The 16042-nt window shown below is 68.0% G+C and carries 12 protein-coding genes; 10 read left to right on the forward strand and 2 right to left on the reverse strand.

Features of this window, described 5'->3' with window-relative positions; translation table 11 throughout:
- Positions 1-25 precede the first annotated feature (25 nt).
- Positions 26-1180: a catalase family protein gene (locus PKO50_RS11370; RefSeq protein ID WP_275629729.1), complete on the reverse strand. Its 1155-nt coding sequence runs from the start codon at positions 1178-1180 to the stop codon at positions 26-28.
- A 159-nt stretch (positions 1181-1339) separates the two neighbouring features.
- Complete coding sequence (locus tag PKO50_RS11375; protein WP_275629730.1) at positions 1340-3235, reverse strand: cytochrome c; 1896 nt, start codon at positions 3233-3235, stop codon at positions 1340-1342.
- A gap of 199 nt (positions 3236-3434) precedes the next feature.
- Between PKO50_RS11375 and zapE the strand changes: the two genes are divergently transcribed.
- The 10 genes from zapE (at position 3435) to PKO50_RS11425 (ending at position 15756) form a co-directional block, all read left to right on the forward strand.
- Complete coding sequence (zapE, locus tag PKO50_RS11380; RefSeq protein WP_275629731.1) at positions 3435-4505, forward strand: cell division protein ZapE; 1071 nt, start codon at positions 3435-3437, stop codon at positions 4503-4505.
- 230 nt (positions 4506-4735) lie between these two features.
- The gene (locus PKO50_RS11385) at positions 4736-5578 is read left to right on the forward strand and encodes an IclR family transcriptional regulator (RefSeq protein WP_089390349.1); all 843 of its coding nucleotides are present in this window, start codon (positions 4736-4738) and stop codon (positions 5576-5578) included.
- Between the two features lie 176 nt (positions 5579-5754).
- Positions 5755-7104 carry an MFS transporter gene (locus PKO50_RS11390; RefSeq protein WP_275629732.1) on the forward strand — a complete coding sequence of 450 codons (1350 nt, stop codon included), beginning with the start codon at positions 5755-5757 and terminating at the stop codon, positions 7102-7104.
- A 379-nt stretch (positions 7105-7483) separates the two neighbouring features.
- Complete coding sequence (locus tag PKO50_RS11395) at positions 7484-7987, forward strand: GspH/FimT family pseudopilin (RefSeq protein ID WP_275629733.1); 504 nt, start codon at positions 7484-7486, stop codon at positions 7985-7987.
- Entirely contained in the window at positions 7984-8526 is a 543-nt protein-coding gene (gene pilV / locus PKO50_RS11400) for a type IV pilus modification protein PilV (RefSeq protein ID WP_275629734.1), read from the forward strand. Before PKO50_RS11395 ends, pilV begins: the two co-directional genes overlap by 4 nt.
- A complete protein-coding gene (locus PKO50_RS11405) occupies positions 8527-9303 on the forward strand; it encodes a prepilin-type N-terminal cleavage/methylation domain-containing protein (RefSeq protein ID WP_275629735.1) in 777 nt (258 codons plus the stop codon).
- On the forward strand, positions 9300-9839 hold the full coding sequence (locus PKO50_RS11410; protein ID WP_275629736.1) for a PilX N-terminal domain-containing pilus assembly protein: 540 nt from the start codon (positions 9300-9302) through the stop codon (positions 9837-9839). Before PKO50_RS11405 ends, PKO50_RS11410 begins: the two co-directional genes overlap by 4 nt.
- A 23-nt stretch (positions 9840-9862) precedes the next feature.
- Positions 9863-14146 carry a PilC/PilY family type IV pilus protein gene (locus tag PKO50_RS11415; protein WP_275629737.1) on the forward strand — a complete coding sequence of 1428 codons (4284 nt, stop codon included), beginning with the start codon at positions 9863-9865 and terminating at the stop codon, positions 14144-14146.
- Positions 14147-14157: 11 nt separating this feature from the next.
- Positions 14158-14571, forward strand: a complete 414-nt coding sequence (locus tag PKO50_RS11420) for a type IV pilin protein (RefSeq protein WP_275629738.1) — start codon at positions 14158-14160, stop codon at positions 14569-14571.
- A gap of 231 nt (positions 14572-14802) precedes the next feature.
- Entirely contained in the window at positions 14803-15756 is a 954-nt protein-coding gene (locus tag PKO50_RS11425) for an AraC family transcriptional regulator (protein ID WP_275629739.1), read from the forward strand.
- The last annotated feature ends 286 nt before the right edge of the window (positions 15757-16042 follow it).

Here is a 16042-nt window from a genome sequence, read left to right on the forward strand (position 1 = left end):
GTTATTGCTAAATGGTGCAGGTGGCTCATTCCCCACCCACCCCATTCCTCTCATGCCGATAAACACTCACCGCCTCGTAAACCGCCTTGCGCAACCGGTTGATCCCGCCGATCGGCCGGTGCTCCGGCAGGGCGTGCCAGGGGTTGAAGGAGAGGTTGTCGCACATCAGGTTCTGTTCGCGGCTGTCGAAGTCCTGCGGGGGGATGCTGACCAGGGCGACGGTCTGGAAGGGGGAGTCCTTTTCCTTCCATTCCACGCTGGTGTCTTCGATGGGCATGTATTTGCTGGCGTCCTGTTTTTGCACCTGCAGGGCGAAGCAGGCGGGGACGCGGTCTATCGAGAGCTGCTGGTAGAGCGCGGTGCGCAGGAAGTTCGGCAGTTTTTCGTTGAGCTTGGGCAACTGGTAGCTGGGGCAGGCGCCCGGGGCGGGGACGGTGCGGAACTTGATGTTGTTCTGCTCGCCGAGCTTGTACGGGGCTATGCCGAAGTAGCTGGCCTGCAGCGGGCTGGCCGGGGCGGGGGCTAGGGTTTGCAGGGCGATCAGCAGGTGGCGGATTTCCCAGGTGCTGGGCTTCCAGCTGGGGAAGAAGGCCAGGACCTTCTGGCCGTTGGCCTGGGCGTTGAAGTTCTGCCGGTATTCGACCACGTCGCGGACGAAGAACACCGGGTGGTTGAACATGACGAAGTCCTGCTCGCCGTCGTGGCCCTTGCCGGGCATCAGCTTGGCGCCGGGCACGTCGAGCAGCTTGATGGCCATGCCGCGGGCGTCGTTGGCGCTGTCCTGCTGCGGGTAGGCGTTGCCGTTGGAGAAGCGCACCCAGGCGTTCCACACCTTGCCCGGCTGGGCGAACACGCCCTGGCGCAGGTCGGCGGGCAGGTTGGGGTTGACGGTGACTTCGGCCTTCACGCAGCCGTGGGCCTTGGCGTGGGCGTCGCGCAGCACGCGGGTGTTGTCGCGGTGCTGTTCGACGATGCGGATGGCGTCTTCGATGATGGCCTGGGTCTGCTGGGCTTCGTTCGCGGGGACCTGTTCCTGGGTCGAGACCGGGCCGCTGAACTTGATGCTGTAGTACACCCAGCCGATGCCCAGGCCGACCAGGCCGAGCAGGGCCAGGCAGAGGATGGGCAGCGCCACCCATTTGCCGAGGAGGTTCCAGATCCGGGTGAGCAGTGCGCGCATGGGGGCGGTCCTTTGCGGGGGGCTTTCTTGGTTTTCTTCTGTTGGGTTGGGTGTTCGGGGGAGGGTTTTGCCCTCTCCCTAACCCTCTCCCTGAAGGGAGAGGGGACTGTTCGGAGTGGGGCGGGGCTATGCAGTCAGCCGGTCAGCCCCGTCCTGGCGTCACTCGCATTTCGGGCCTGGGGTCCAGGGTTGGGTGGGCTCGTCGGTCAGGCGGCTTTCGTAGGCCGGGTTGCCCAGTACCTTCAGGTATTCCACCAGCGCCCAGCGTTCGTCCGGGCTCAGGGCGCGGCCGATGGCGCCGTCCTTGCGGCAGCCGTCGCGGAATTCGTGGCCGCGGTTGCTGTTGCCGGTGACGCTGGTCTTGTACAGGAAGCCGCCGGGGAAGCGTTCGGTGCGGTAGCCGACGAACTTCGGGTCGAAGTCGAAGGTGCCGACGTAGAACTGGGTATCCCGCTCGGCCACCGGCGAGAGCAGTTGGAACAGGTTGGGCACCGAGCCGTTGTGCAGGAACGGCGGGGTGGCCCACACGCCGTCCAGTGGGCGGGCCTTGTAGGCGGCCAGCTCGCGCACGCCGATCTCCAGGCCGTAGCCGTTCATGCGCTTCTGCTCGTCGGGGCCGATGCCGGCGTCCTTGTAGGCGCGCTGCTCGACGTAGGCGGTGATGTAGGCCAGGCCCTTGGCGGCGGACAGCCTGGACAGGTCCAGCGGTTGGCTGGGCGGCGGCATCAGCACCACGTTGAGCTTGTCCAGCTCGTCGAGCTGCCATTTCAGCGGCGTCAGGTCGTAGGTGTGGTTGGCGATGTTGTCCGCGGTGGTCGGGTCGGTGCCGATCACCGGGGTGGGGATCATGGTCATCTTCCATTCCGGATCGCGCGCGGGGGCCAGGCGCTGGTCCGGCTCCACCACGTGGGGGCCGTGGCAGCGCTGGCAGTTCTCGCGGAACAGCGCGCGGCCCTGGGAGGCGCGCTTGAGGTCGATGGCGCCGAACACCTCTTCCGGCCAGGCCGGTGGCTTGAGGGTCTTGAGGCCTTCTTCCAGGTCGTGGAGGTCCTTCACCCGCACGCTGGAGGCGTAGCGCGCGTCGCCCAGCACCGGCTGGCCGTCGGCGTCGAGCAGGCCGAGGGTGGCGCCCACGCCCAGGGCCTCGCCGATGTTGCGGGCCATGGGCTGCATGGCCGAGCCGTTCCACTGCACCCAGTCGAATTTCCAGATGTCCCACAGCTGCGGGTAGTTCACCGGGGCGTTGGCCACGCGGTAGTTGTCGACGCTGATGTGGTCGCCGAACACGCCATTGGCGATGCGCCCGAAGGCGTCGGCGCGGCCGGGGCCTTCCTCGGTGGGGTAGAGGCGCCGGCGGGTGTCGTTCCAGGCGGTGCCCAGCAGGGTGCCGAGCACGTCCTTGAAGCCCGCGCGCAGTTCGGCCCTGGCCTGCTTGTCGGGGTTCTGGCCCAGCACGTCCTCGGCGAAGCGGTCGAACTTCCAGGGGTTGATGTAGGTGAACAGCATGCTCATGCCCAGCGCCTGGCCGAAGGCGCCGCCGCGCACGGTGGGCACGGTGGAGGCGATGGAGTGCATGGCTGCGCCGCCGTCGATGCGCACGGCCTGGCCGTTGTAGCGCAGCTCGCCGGTGTGGCAGGCGGAGCAGGTGATGTCGAGGTACTCCGGGCCGTTGTCGCCGTTGCGGTGGCGGGCGAAGCCCACTGGCAGGTTGCCGGGGTTGTTCGGGTCGAGCTTGCGCTCCTTGGCCGGCTTGAGCTGCTCGGGGGCGATCAGGAAGCCGTAGCGGGCGAGGTTGGCCGGGTCGGCGAACTTCTCGTCGGAGAAGGGCTGGCGCAGCTGGACGAACCAGTCGTAGAGCAGGCCCTTCACCTGTGTGCCCTGGGGCGTGTAGTAGTAGTGCTCGCGGGCCTGCTGGTCCCATTGCGGCAGCAGGTTGAGCTTGTCCGGCGGGGTGTACTGCGGCACGTTGGGGTGGGCGACGTACCAGAGCAGCACGCCACCCACGAGCAGGAGCAGCAGGACGACAGCGAGTATGATCCGTCCGATGATGCGCATCGCAACTTCCTTGTTCTGGGGGCCCGGGGCCATCGTTATGCCAATACCGGCGCCGCTTGGCAAGGTGATGGCGCACGATGAACAGGGTTTTTGTCCACCCGGCCGCTCGCGCCGTGGTGGTCGCAGGCGCGGCACGTGGGCGGGTTCGCCCGCCGTTTTGAAAGGGACATCACCGCCGGTGATGTCGAAAAGGTGTGTCTTGAGTTCCGATCATTCCCTCGACGACGAATCAGTGGCCGCACGGGTGTCGCGGCATTTTCGCGTGGCCCTGGACGAGCGCGGCTACAGTGCCGACGCCTCGCAGCAGGCCGCCATCGACCACCTGGCCGACTGGCTGGACGGTTTCCTCGGCGGCCGCCGCTCCTGGCTGCGCAAGCCGCCCGCGGGCGTCTACCTGTGGGGCAGCGTGGGCCGTGGCAAGAGCTTCGTGATGGACTGCTTCTATGCCGCGGCACCCTTGCAGGCCAAGCGCCGCGTGCATTTCCACGCCTTCCTGCAGGAGCTGCAGAAACGCATGATGGCCTTCACCGGCCAGGCCGACCCGCTGGCCCGTGCGGCCCGGGAGATCGCCGCGCAGACGCGGCTGCTGTGCTTCGACGAGTTCCACGTGCACGACATCGGCGACGCCATGCTACTCGGGCGCATGCTCAAGGTGCTGGTGGAGGAGGGCGTGGGCATGGTCTGCACCTCCAACTACCAGCCCGAGGGCCTGTGCCCCAACCCGCTGTACCGCGAGCGCTTCCGCCCGGCCATCGAGCTGATCGAGAAACGCTTCGACGTGGTGCCGCTGGACGGCGGCGAGGACTACCGCCTGCGCGCCACGCCCCTGGAGAACTGGGGCAGCTACCTGTGGCCGGCGCGCGCCGACGACCTGGCGCTGATCGGCGCGCGCCTGGGCCTGGACGACGCGGCGCAGTTCGACCAGGTGCTGGACGTCAACCACCACCCGCTGCGCATCCACGCCCTGGAGGAAGGCCGCGCCTGGCTCGACTTCAGCGAGCTGTTCGAGCGCCCGCGCTCGGCGGCCGACTACCTGTGGCTGATCGAGCATTTCCCGCGCATGGCGGTCAGCGGCCTGGGCCCGCTGGGCGACTACCCGCCGGACGTGAGCATGCGCTTCCTCAACTTCATCGACATCGCCTACGACCGCCAGCTGCGCCTGCAGCTGTTCGCCAGCGTGTCGCTGGACCGCCTGGCCGAGGGCGGCGCGGCGGTGGATTTCGCGCGGACCCTGAGTCGGTTGCGGCAGTTGAAGCTGGAGCCGTTGTAGGGGAGCCGGGCCCAGCTCCGGAGGGGCGGGTGTGGGTGGTGTATCGGCGTACAACCGCGAACGGTTGTACGCCCTACGCCAAGGTCGGTCATGGCGTGGGGCGAATAACCGTTCGTGGTTATCCGCCGCCTGGCCTGATACAGGTTTGGGCGATTATCGCCCAATTCCATTTGCGATTATCGCCCGACGCTTCGATAATCGGCCAAACCTTCCGCCAGCAGGACTGCGCCATGACCGACGAAAATTCCGCCAGCTCGGGCACCCTGGCCCCGCCCATCGTCGCTTCGCCGGCCAAGCGCATCGAGGCCTTCACCGGCGACCCCAACTTCATGACCTCGCTGGCCCGCGGCCTGGCGGTGATCCATGCGTTCCAGGAGCGCAAGCGCCACCTGACCATCGCCCAGGTCAGCCACCGCACCGAGATTCCCCGCGCCGCCGTGCGCCGCTGCCTGCATACGCTGATGAAGCTGGGCTACGTGACCACCGACGGGCGCACCTATTCGCTGCTGCCCAAGGTGCTGACGCTGGGCCACGCCTACCTGTCCTCGACGCCGCTGGCGGTCACCGCGCAGCCGATCCTCGACCGCGTCAGCGAGCAACTGCGCGAGGCCTGCTCCATGGCCACCCTGGAAGGCGACGAGATCCTCTACATCGCCCGCTCGGCCACGCCGCAGCGGCTGATCTCGGTGGACCTCAGCGTGGGCAGCCGGCTGCCGGCCTACTGCACGTCCATGGGCCGCATCCTCCTGGCCGGGCTCGACGACCAGGCCCTGGAGGACTACCTGGCCCACGCCGACCTGCAGGTGAAGACCAGCCGCACCGTGTGCACCCCGGAGGGCCTGCGCGCGAGCATCGCCGAGATCCGCCGGCAGGGCTGGGTGATCATCGACCAGGAGCTGGAGATGGGCCTGCGCTCGGTGGCGGTGCCGCTGAAGGACTCCGCCGGCCAGGTGCTGGCGGCGCTGAACGTCGGCACCCACGTCGGCCGGGTGTCGCGCCAGGAACTAGAGACGCGCTTCCTGCCGGTGCTGCTGGAGGCCAGCCGGGAGCTGAGCACGCGGCTGTTCCACTGAGGGTTGGTTTTGTTCGGTAATCGCCCGGCTTGGCGATTATCGAATTGAAGGGCTGTCAGACTATTCGTACTGTGGGCCGTCCGCCCGCAAGGGCGCCGAATAACAACAATGAGTGACAGCCACCGGTCCATGCCCCGGTGGCGGCCTCATTCCTGTCCGCCTGCAGGAATCGCCGCATGACCCGTTCCGCCACCCTGCCGTCCACCGGCACCCTGGACGTCCAGTCCTTCATCAATGCCCAGCCGCTGTCGGCGTACCAGTACCGCATCGTGCTGCTGTGCTTCCTCATCGTCTTCCTCGACGGCCTCGACACCGCGGCCATGGGTTTCATCGCCCCGGCGCTGACCCAGGACTGGGGCATCGACCGCGCCAGCCTCGGCCCGGTGATGAGCGCCGCGCTGATCGGCATGGTCTTCGGCGCCCTTGGCTCCGGGCCGCTGGCCGACCGCTTCGGGCGCAAGGTGGTGCTGGTGGCGGCGGTGTTCCTGTTCGGCCTGTTCAGCGTGCTCTGCGCCTTCAGCGCCAACCTCGACCAGTTGCTGGTGCTGCGCCTGCTCACCGGCGTCGGCCTGGGCGCGGCCATGCCCAACGCCACCACGCTGCTCGCCGAGTACACCCCCGAACGCCTCAAGTCGCTGCTGGTCACCAGCATGTTCTGCGGCTTCAACCTGGGCATGGCCGGCGGCGGCTTCATTTCCGCCAAGCTGATCCCGGCCTTCGGCTGGCACAGCCTGCTGCTGCTCGGCGGCGTGCTGCCGCTGGTGCTGGCGGTGGTGCTGCTGGTGTGGCTGCCGGAGTCGGCGCGCTTCCTGGTGGTGCGCAACCGCGGCGACGCGCGCGTGCGCAAGGCGCTGGCGCCGATAGCCCCGGCGGAGGTGGCCATGGCCGGCGGCTTCAGCGTGCCGGAGCAGGGCAGCGCGCCCAGCGGCAACGTGCTCAAGGTGGTGTTCGCCGGCCGCTACAGCGCCGGCACCCTGCTGCTGTGGCTGACCTACTTCATGGGCCTGGTGATCGTCTACCTGCTCACCAGCTGGCTGCCCACCCTGATGCGCGACAGCGGCGCCAGCCTGGAGCAGGCCGCCTTCATCGGCGCGCTGTTCCAGCTCGGCGGGGTGCTCAGCTCGGTGGCGGTGGGCTGGGCCATGGACCGTTTCAACCCGCACAAGGTGATCGGCCTCTTCTACTGCCTGGCCGGCGTCTTCGCCTACTGCGTGGGCCAGAGCCTGGGCACCCTCGGCCTGCTGGCGACGCTGGTGCTGGCCGCGGGCATGTGCGTGAACGGTGCGCAGTCGGCCATGCCCTCGCTGGCGGCACGCTTCTACCCGACCCAGGGGCGCGCCACCGGGGTGTCCTGGATGCTCGGCATCGGCCGCTTCGGCGCCATCCTCGGCGCCTGGATCGGCGCCACCCTGCTGGGCCTGGGCTGGAACTTCGAACAGGTGCTCACCGCCCTGGTGGTGCCGGCGGCCATCGCCGGCACCGCGGTGGTGATCAAGGGCCTGGTCAGCCACGCGGACGCTACCTGAAACCGTAGGGCGAATAACCGTTCGCGGTTATCCGCCGTTGGCCGTGCTACCGGAGCGTCCGGAGTGGCAGGTGAGTCCAATCGCGGACGGAGCCCTACATCACCGGCTGGCAGCGCTTTTGTAGGAGCGAGCTTGCTCGCGAACAAATAGGGTGCCATGCGGTTCGCGAGCAAGCTCGTTCCTACGAAGAACCGGCCCTCTTTCCTCCCCCGCAATGACAACGGACCAGCGGTCGCCCACCGCCTGCGAGCGGTAGCGAATGTATCGCCCATGAAAAATTAAGGACACATGCCGCCGCTAACGCCGGCCCGACAATAGGCCCATCGCATCCCGGCCCCGGCCGGGGTTTCATGCAACTGTCGTTCGAGCGGTTCGGGCCATGAGTGTTTCTGTCCACCCGCGCAGGCCGGTGCCCATGGAGGGGGCCGAGGGTCAGCGCGCTTTTACCCTGATCGAGCTGATGGTGGTGGTCGCCCTGGTGGCGATCTTCGCCAGCATCGCCGTGCCGGCCTTCGGCTCGCTGATCGAGTCCAGCCGGGTGAAGTCTTCCGCCTCGGCGCTCTACCGCCTGCTCCAGGGCGCCCGCGCCGACGCCGTGAGCACGCGCACCGCCATGAGCCTCTGCCAGAACGGCAGCGCCTACGAGTGGCTGCTGGTGCGTGCCGGCAGCTGCGCTTCGCTCGACGCCAGCCTGGTGGCGCAGCGCCTGAGCCTGCCCAGCAGCATCGGCGTCAGCAGCAGCGTCAGCGGCCTGACCTTCCGTGCCGACGGCAGCGCCGCGGTGGCCAGCCTGATCCTCAGCGGCAGCAAGAGCGGCAGCAGCTACAGCATCAAGGTCGCCGCTTCCGGCTACATGAGCCTGGGCTCGGGGAGCAGCCAATGAAACGTAACCCGGCCGGCTTCAGCCTGATCGAAGTGCTGGTGGCCTTGCTGGTGATCTGCGTCGGCGTGCTGGGCATGCTCGCCATGCAGGGCAGGGCGATCGCCTATTCCCAGGACATGGCGGTGCGCGGCACGGCGGCGGCGCTGGCCGACGAGCTGATGGAAACCATCCGCACCGACCTCTATTCCGCCCAGGACGGCGGCACGCCGCTGACGCCGCCGGCCAGCTCCGACTACTACAAGGCCAGCGGCAGCGCCTTCCCCGCGGCGCCGGACAGCTGCGCCTCGCTGGCTGCGCTGAGCGCCTCGCAACGCCTGGGCTGCTGGGCGCAGCGGGTGCGCCAGGCGCTGCCCGACGCCGCCAGCCTGATGAGCAGCGATTTCCACGTCTGCCGCAGCAATGGCGCCAGCACCTGCAGCGGCAGCGGCTCGGCCATCGAGATCCAGCTGGCCTGGCGGGTGAAGTCCGGCGAGTGCCTGGACGCGAATGCCGGCAGCGACCCGACCATCTGCCACTACGTGCTGCGCGAGGAGCCCTGAATGCCCGCCCATCCCCGCCGCCAGGCCGGCCTCTCGCTGGTCGAACTGATGGTGGCCATGACCCTCGGCCTGTTCCTGATACTGGGTGTCACCCAGATGTACCTCGACGGCAGCACCCGCACCCGCTACTTCGCCGGCCAGTCCGAAAACCTCGACAACGCCCGCTACCTGCAGCGGGTGCTGGACGCGCGCCTGTCCCGGGCCGGCTACCGGCGCCAGCCGTCGACACGCATGAGCACCGCCTTCCCGGCGCAGAGCAAGAACGGCTGCAGCTTCGCCGCCGGCCAGGCGCTGGTGCGGGTGGATGCCAACACCCTGTGCCTGCGCTACCAGCCGCGCGACGCCGACGACATCGACTGCACCGGCGCTTCCCTGGGCAGCCTGCCAGGGTTGACCACGCCCTACGCGACCTTCAGCCCGAGCAACGACGTGGTGGAGAAGATCGGCCTCGCCAACGGCCAGCTCAACTGCAACGGCAGCGTGCTGGCCGACAACGTGGCGGCGGTGCACTTCGACTACGGCGTGGACACCGGCAGCGACGAGAACGCCCGCCAGGTCGCCAAGTACGTCGCCAGCCCGACCAGCGCCCAGACCGTGCGCAGCCTGCGCTACACGCTGCTGCTGGCTAGCAGCGGCAGCAACCTGACCGGCGGCATGAGCACCACCAGCTGCACCGACTGGGCGACCCTCAGCGGCGGCAGCGCCTGCACCGACGGCGACGGCACCCTGCGGCGCATCGTCAGCGGCAGCAGCATGTTGAGGAACCTGATGCCATGAGGAGTACCCCGATGCACGGGCGCCAGCGCGGCGCCGTGCTGTTCGTCGCCCTGGTGATGCTGCTGGTGCTGACCCTGCTGGCGGTCGGTGGCATGCGCGAGATGCAGCTGGAAGGGCGGATGACCGGCAACCGCCTGGAACTGCAGCGGCTGACCAGCGCGGCCGAATCGGCCCTGCGCGAAGGCGAGGGCAGGGTGAGCGAGAGCAGCCGCGCGCTGGAGGCCTGTTCGTCGTCCAGCCCCTGCTACACCGGCCTGGCCAGCAGCTATGCCGTGGACTTCTCCAGCGCCACGGCCTACACCGGGCTGGACGGCGCCACCAGCCTGCCGCGCAACGCGCGCTGGTACCTGCGCTACATCGGCAACAGCTGCAAGGGCGGCTCCGGCGGCAGCGCCAACGCCTACCTGTCCAAGGGCCAGGCCGGCTGCACCTACTACTACGAAGTCAACGCCCAGGCCTACAAGGACAGCGCCAGCACCGGCTGCGCCGCGAACACCCTGTGCCTGCGCTCCAGCACCGCGCTGGTGATCCCATGAGGCCCGCGAGGAGGCTCCCCACCATGAAACCGCTGCGCGCGCTGGCGCTGCTCCTGCTGTCCTGCCTGCTGTGCGCCGGCGCCCGGGCCTCGGTGCTGGCGCAGACGCCGCTGTTCGTCAGCAACATCGCCCCGCCGATGAACATGCTGGTGGTCGGCCGCGACCAGAAGCTCTACTTCCCGGCCTACAACGACGCCTCGGACATCGACGGCGACGGCCAGCTGGACATCTACTACAAGCCGAGCATCGACTACACCGGCTATTTCGACTCGTATAAGTGCTACAGCTACGACAGCAGCAACAACGTCTTCGTCCCGAAGAGCGTCACCAGCACCAAGAAGTGCAGCAGCCAGTGGAGCGGCGACTTCCTCAACTACCTGACCATGTCGCGCCTGGACGTGCTGCGCAAGGTGCTCTACGGCGGCTACCGCTCCACCGACAGCGCCACCGCCACGGTGCTGGAGCGCGCCTTCATCCCCAACGACGCCCACAGCTGGGGCAAGGAATACAAGAGCGTCGCCCGCGACGGCTACAACATCGCCGACTACGCGCCGCTGAGCGTGCCCAGCAGCGGCAACTACATCCTCTTCGCCAACACCTCGCGGCCGGCCAGCGGCACGTCCACGCTCACCGGCTACAGCAGCAGTGCCGTGCCCAAGCTGCGGGTGATCAGCAACACCAGCTATCGCATTTGGAACTGGGTCTCGCGGGAGGACCCGCAGGCCACCAACACCATTTCCTCCAGCACCAGCGTCACCCCCAGCCCGGACATGACGGTGCGCGTGCAGGCCTGCGTCAGTGGCCTGCTGGAGAGCAACTGCGTGCAGTACGGCAGCGTCTACAAGCCCACTGGCGTACTCCATGACTACGGCGCTTCGAACAAGATGTACTTCGGTCTGATGACCGGCACCTACACCAACAACCTGCGTGGCGGCGTGCTGCGCAAGGCGCCGGCCAGCTTCGGCGACGAATACACCGCCAGCACCGGGCGCTTCCTCACCGATTCCACCAGCGGCACCGGCTGCCTGAATTCGCGCTGCTACGTGAACAACAGCGGCATCGTCGCCAACCTCGACCGCCTGGTGTACTACCAGCGCTGCAGCACCGGCACCCTGCTCAACCCGCTGACCAACGGCAGCTGCCCGGACTGGGGCAACCCGCTGGGCGAGATGGCCTACGAGGCGCTGCGCTACTACGCCGGCAAGGCGCTCAACGGCAACTACGCCGCCGGCACCATCGACACCGGCCTCGGGCTGTCCAGCGTATCCACCTGGAGCAACCCCTACTCGACCTATCCGTCGTGCACCCGGCCGTTCATGACGCTGATGAGCGACATCAACCCCAGCTACGACTCGGACGTGCCCGGCAGCACCCTGGGCAGCGACGTCAAGCCCACCGACGACATCGGCTTCGACTTCGCCAGCATCGGCGCCACCCTGTGGAGCAAGGAGGTGGGTGCCAGCGCCAAGGTCAACATCGGCGAATCCTCCGGCACCACCAACGACTCGGCGCCCACCGCCAAGTCCGCCAGCAGCTTCGCCAGCATCCGCGGCCTGGCCGAGGAGCCGACGCGCCAGGGCAGCTACAGCACCGCCGCGGTGAGCTACTTCGGCAGCCAGACGGCGCTGACCAGCGCCGGCTCGAACAAGGTGCAGAGCTTCTCCATCGCACTGTCCTCGACCTTGCCCAACATCAGGATCACCACCAGCAAGGGCACCCTCAAGCTGGTGCCCTTCAGCATGGACGTGACCCAGGGCGTGGTCAGCCAGATCACCGGCTTCTACATCGACACCCTGACCAAGGACAGCAGCGGCAACATCAGCACCATCACCTTCCGCGTGGTCTACGACGACTCGGCCCAGGGCAGCGACTACGACATGGACGCCATCGTGCTCTACACGGTGACGGCCAACAGCGACGGTACCGTGTCGGTCACTTCCAAGACCGAATATTCGGTGGCGTCCTACGAGTCGCACATGGGCTACACCATGTCCGGCACCACCAAGGACGGCGTCTACCTGGAGGTCACCGGCGGCGGCAGCGGGACCACGCGCTACAAGCTCGACACCCCGGACGGCAAGTACCCCGGCGACTGCTCGGCGACCAACGCCAACTGCAGCTACCTGCCGGGCCTGGCGAACAACAGCGCGAGCATCAGCGGGCGTTCCGACTCGCACACCCGTACCTTCACGCCATCCACCTCCACCGCCGTCACCACCTTGCAGGACCCCCTGTGGTACGCCGCCAAGTACGGCAAGAGCGACCTCAGCACCTGGGATACCGACGGCGACGGCACCCCGGACAACTACTTCCTGGTGAGCAACCCGAGCAAGCTGGCCAGCCAGCTGAAGTCGGCCTTCGACGACATCCTCCAGCTCAACACCTCGGTCACCGCGGTGGCGGTGGACTCGCAGTCGCTGGACGACGGCGACTACGTCTACAGCACCAACTTCAGCTCCAGCGACTGGACCGGCGACCTGATCAAGAAGCAGAAGGTCAAGACCACCTCCAGCAGCGGCGCCACCAGCACGACCACCACCACCCTGTGGAAGGCCTCGGCGCAACTGCCCAGCAGCCGCAACATCTATTTCGCCAAGAACGGCAGCCTGACCTCGTTCACCTGGGCCAACCTCAGCAGCGCCCAGCAGACCGCGCTCAACCGCACCGCCGCCGGCGTGGTCGACAGCAAGGGCTCGACCCGCGTGGACTTCCTGCGCGGCAGCAACACCAGCTTCCGCAGCCGTTCCTCGCTGCTCGGCGACATCGTCAACTCCTCGCCGGTGCTGGTCAGCGGCGCCGACTACATCACCGCGCGGGCCGACGCCCTGGAGGGCAGCACCAGCTATGCCACCTACGCCAGCGGCCAGGCCGCCAAGCCGTCGGCGGTCTACGTCGGCGCCAACGACGGCATGCTGCATGCCTTCAACGCCAGCACCGGGGCCGAGCTGTTCGCCTTCATCCCCAGCGCGGTGATCGCCAACCTGAACATCCTCACCGCCAGCGACTACGGCCAGGACGAAGGCACCGAGCACCGCTACTTCGTCGACGGCACCCCGGTGGTGGCCGACGTCTACTACGGCTCGGCCTGGCACAAGGTGCTGGTCGGCAGCCTCGGCGCCGGCGGCCGCGAGGTGTTCGCCCTGGACATCACCGACCCGGCCTCGCCGAGCCTGCTCTGGGAGTTCACCAGCGACAGCGATTCCAGCCTCGGCTACACCGCCGCCAAGCCCAGCATCGCCCGCCTGCACGACGGCAAGTGGGTGGCCCTGGTGCCCAACGGCTACGAGAGCGGCAGCAACAGCGCCTCGCTGCTGATCATCGACATCCAGAGCGGCACCCTGCTGAAGAAGATCACCGCCACCCCCAGCCTGACCACCACCGACACTGGCGCGATCGACAGCCTGGCCAACGGCCTGTCGCGGCTCTACGTGGCCGACGTGAACAGCGACGGCATCGCCGACTACGCCTACGCCGGCGACCTGCTGGGCGACCTCTGGCGCTTCGACCTGATCGACACCAGCGCCAGCAGCCCGCTCACCGCCAGCGCCGCCGACGCCAAGTTCGCCGTGGCCTTCGGCGGCAACCCGCTGTACGTGGCGCGCAACGCCAGCAACGTGCGCCAGCCGATCACCGCGGCGCCGAGCCTGGTCGAGCACCCCAGCGGCACCGGCTACATCGTCGCCTTCGGCAGCGGCCGCTACCTGACCACCTCGGACAAGACCGCCACCGCCACCCAGAGCATCTACGGCATCTGGGACCGCAAGACCGCCGGCGAGGCCACCAGCGCCTCGCTGACCGCGGCCAAGACGCGCAGCGACCTGCAACAGCAGACGCTGACCGCCGGCACCACCGACGGCACCACCACCTATACCCTGAGCGAGAGCGACGTCACCTGGTACGACAGCAGCGGCGACACCGCCGACGCCAACGTCGCCACCTGGGGCTGGTACTTCGACTTCCCGCGCACTGGCGAGCGGCTGATCTACGACATGACGCTGTACGGTTCCAGCCTGATCTTCGCCAGCTCCACGCCGCAGACCGGCACCTGCGCCGCGGGGTTGTCCGGCACCGTCTACGCGGTGGACCCGGAGAGCGGCGGCAAGACCGACTACAACGTCTTCGACCTGAACAGCGACGGCATTTACGAGTCGATGTCCGGCTTCGTCACCGACGGCGGCGACATCACGCTGTCCGGTGGCTACACCTGGGGTGGTGGGGACGTCTACCTCCCCGATGGCGTACCCACCAACACCGGCACTGTCAGCGGCCGGCGCAGCTGGCAGGTGTTGCCGAGCGATTCCAACTGATGGGGCGAACGATGAAACCCGTACAACGAAGCCGCGGCTTCACCTTGATAGAAATGATGATCGTCGTGGTCATCCTGGCGATACTCGCGGCCATCGCGCTGCCCAGCTACCAGAAGTACGTGCTGCGCAGCCACCGCGCCGAAGGCCAGGCGCTGCTGAGCGAGGCGGCGGCGCGGCAGGAACGCTACTTCGCGCAGAACAACGCCTACGCCAGCACCAGCACCGCGCTGAACCTGGCCAGCTACCTGGCGGGCGTGCAGTACTACAGCCTGGCCATCTCCAACGTCACGGCCTCGACCTACACCCTGACCGCCACGGCCACCGGCAGCCAGGCCAGGGACAGCGAATGCCTGACGCTCACCCTCGACCAGGCCGGCACCCGCGGCGCCAGCGGCACCGGCACGGCCAGCGCCTGCTGGCAATGAGCCAGGGCGAAAGCGTGCGATAGGCGAACACTCCGCCACAGGTCGAATTGCGCCGCCGGCCATCCCACCTTAGGGTGGCCGGACGGTATGCGGGCCAGCCGTCCCCGGATCGGGGTGGCCGCGCGACCGTCCGTCCTCTGCCGGGCCCTGCCGTCCCGGCCACGGCATAGACTGGACGGGCACGAGCCGCGACGAAGAGCGCGGACGACTACAACAAGAGTGAGTGCCTGTATGCAGAACCTGCTGAGCGAGCGCAGCCGGATCTTCGAACGCGCCGACCCCTACGCGGTGTCCGGCTACGTCAACCAGCACGTCGGCAGCCACGCCCTGCGCATGCCCGCCCACGGCCGCCCCGAAGCCAGCCTCAACCACCGCAAGTTCGCCAGCCTCGACCTCTGCCGCATCAGCTACGGCGCCGCGGTGCGCGTCACCTCGCCGGCGCTGGAGACCATCTACCACCTGCAGGTGCTGCTGCACGGCCACTGCCTGTGGCGCGGCCAGGGCCGGGAACACTACCTGGAGCCCGGCGAGCTGCTGCTGATCAACCCGGACGACCCGGTCGACCTGACCTACTCGGACGACTGCGAGAAATTCATCATCAAGATCCCCACCGCGGTGCTCGAAGGCGTCTGCGCCGAACAGCGCTGGGCCCACCCGCGCCAGGGCCCGCGCTTCACCGAGAGCCGCTACCGCCTGGGCGAGCTGGAAGGCTTCGTCAACCTGCTGGGCATGGTCTGCATGGAAGCCGAGGCCGGCGAGCGCCTGCCGCGCATCGAGGAGCACTACCAGCAGATCGTCGCCAGCAAGCTGCTGACCCTGCTGCAGACCAACGTCAGCCGCGAATGCCTGGCCGCGCCCATGGCCTCGTTCGAGCGCATCGACGACTACATCGAGCGCAACCTCAAGCAGGACATCGACATCGAGGAACTGGCCCGCCAGGCCAAGATGAGCCTGCGCTCGCTCTACGCCCTGTTCGAACGCCACGCCAGCAGCACCCCGCGCCAGTACATCCGCCAGCGCAAGCTCGAACGCATCCGCGCAAGCCTCGCCGACCCCAGCTGCAACGTGCGCAACGTCACCGAGCTGGCGCTGGACTACGGCTTCCTGCACCTGGGGCGCTTCTCCGAGAGCTACCGCCAGCAGTTCGGCGAGCTGCCCTCGGAAACCTTCAAGCGCCGCGGCTGATACCGGGCAGCATTCGCGGTTATCCGCCGTTGGCCATGCCGCCGGGGTGTCCGGCGTGGCCGGTGGCCCTACGGGGAACCGGGAGCTTCATGGTTCCGCATCGCGCCGAACGGTCCCCTCTCCCGCTTGCGGGGGAGGGTTAGGGAGGGGGGCGGCGTCAGGGTTGGCAGAGGTGCGTGAGCGAAGTCCGTCCCCTCTCCCCAACCCTCTCCCTGAAGGGAGAGGGGGCTGTCCGAGCCGGTGGATAACACAGCGTCAGCCGGCAAACTCGTAGGGCGAATAACCG

The sequence above is a fragment of the Pseudomonas sp. 273 genome (assembly GCF_029201425.1).
Lineage (GTDB): Bacteria > Pseudomonadota > Gammaproteobacteria > Pseudomonadales > Pseudomonadaceae > Pseudomonas > Pseudomonas delhiensis.

Excerpts from the sequence above, each read along its gene's own strand:
- PKO50_RS11420 (WP_275629738.1), top strand. The coding sequence starts at position 14,158 with ATGAAACCCGTACAACGAAGCCGCGGCTTCACCTTGATAGAAATGATG.
- PKO50_RS11395 (WP_275629733.1), top strand. The coding sequence starts at position 7,484 with ATGAGTGTTTCTGTCCACCCGCGCAGGCCGGTGCCCATGGAGGGGGCC.
- PKO50_RS11375 (WP_275629730.1), bottom strand. The coding sequence starts at position 3,235 with ATGCGCATCATCGGACGGATCATACTCGCTGTCGTCCTGCTGCTCCTG.
- PKO50_RS11410 (WP_275629736.1), top strand. The coding sequence starts at position 9,300 with ATGAGGAGTACCCCGATGCACGGGCGCCAGCGCGGCGCCGTGCTGTTC.
- PKO50_RS11390 (WP_275629732.1), top strand. The coding sequence starts at position 5,755 with ATGACCCGTTCCGCCACCCTGCCGTCCACCGGCACCCTGGACGTCCAG.
- PKO50_RS11415 (WP_275629737.1), top strand. The coding sequence starts at position 9,863 with ATGAAACCGCTGCGCGCGCTGGCGCTGCTCCTGCTGTCCTGCCTGCTG.
- PKO50_RS11425 (WP_275629739.1), top strand. The coding sequence starts at position 14,803 with ATGCAGAACCTGCTGAGCGAGCGCAGCCGGATCTTCGAACGCGCCGAC.
- pilV (WP_275629734.1), top strand. The coding sequence starts at position 7,984 with ATGAAACGTAACCCGGCCGGCTTCAGCCTGATCGAAGTGCTGGTGGCC.
- PKO50_RS11385 (WP_089390349.1), top strand. The coding sequence starts at position 4,736 with ATGACCGACGAAAATTCCGCCAGCTCGGGCACCCTGGCCCCGCCCATC.
- PKO50_RS11370 (WP_275629729.1), bottom strand. The coding sequence starts at position 1,180 with ATGCGCGCACTGCTCACCCGGATCTGGAACCTCCTCGGCAAATGGGTG.
- PKO50_RS11405 (WP_275629735.1), top strand. The coding sequence starts at position 8,527 with ATGCCCGCCCATCCCCGCCGCCAGGCCGGCCTCTCGCTGGTCGAACTG.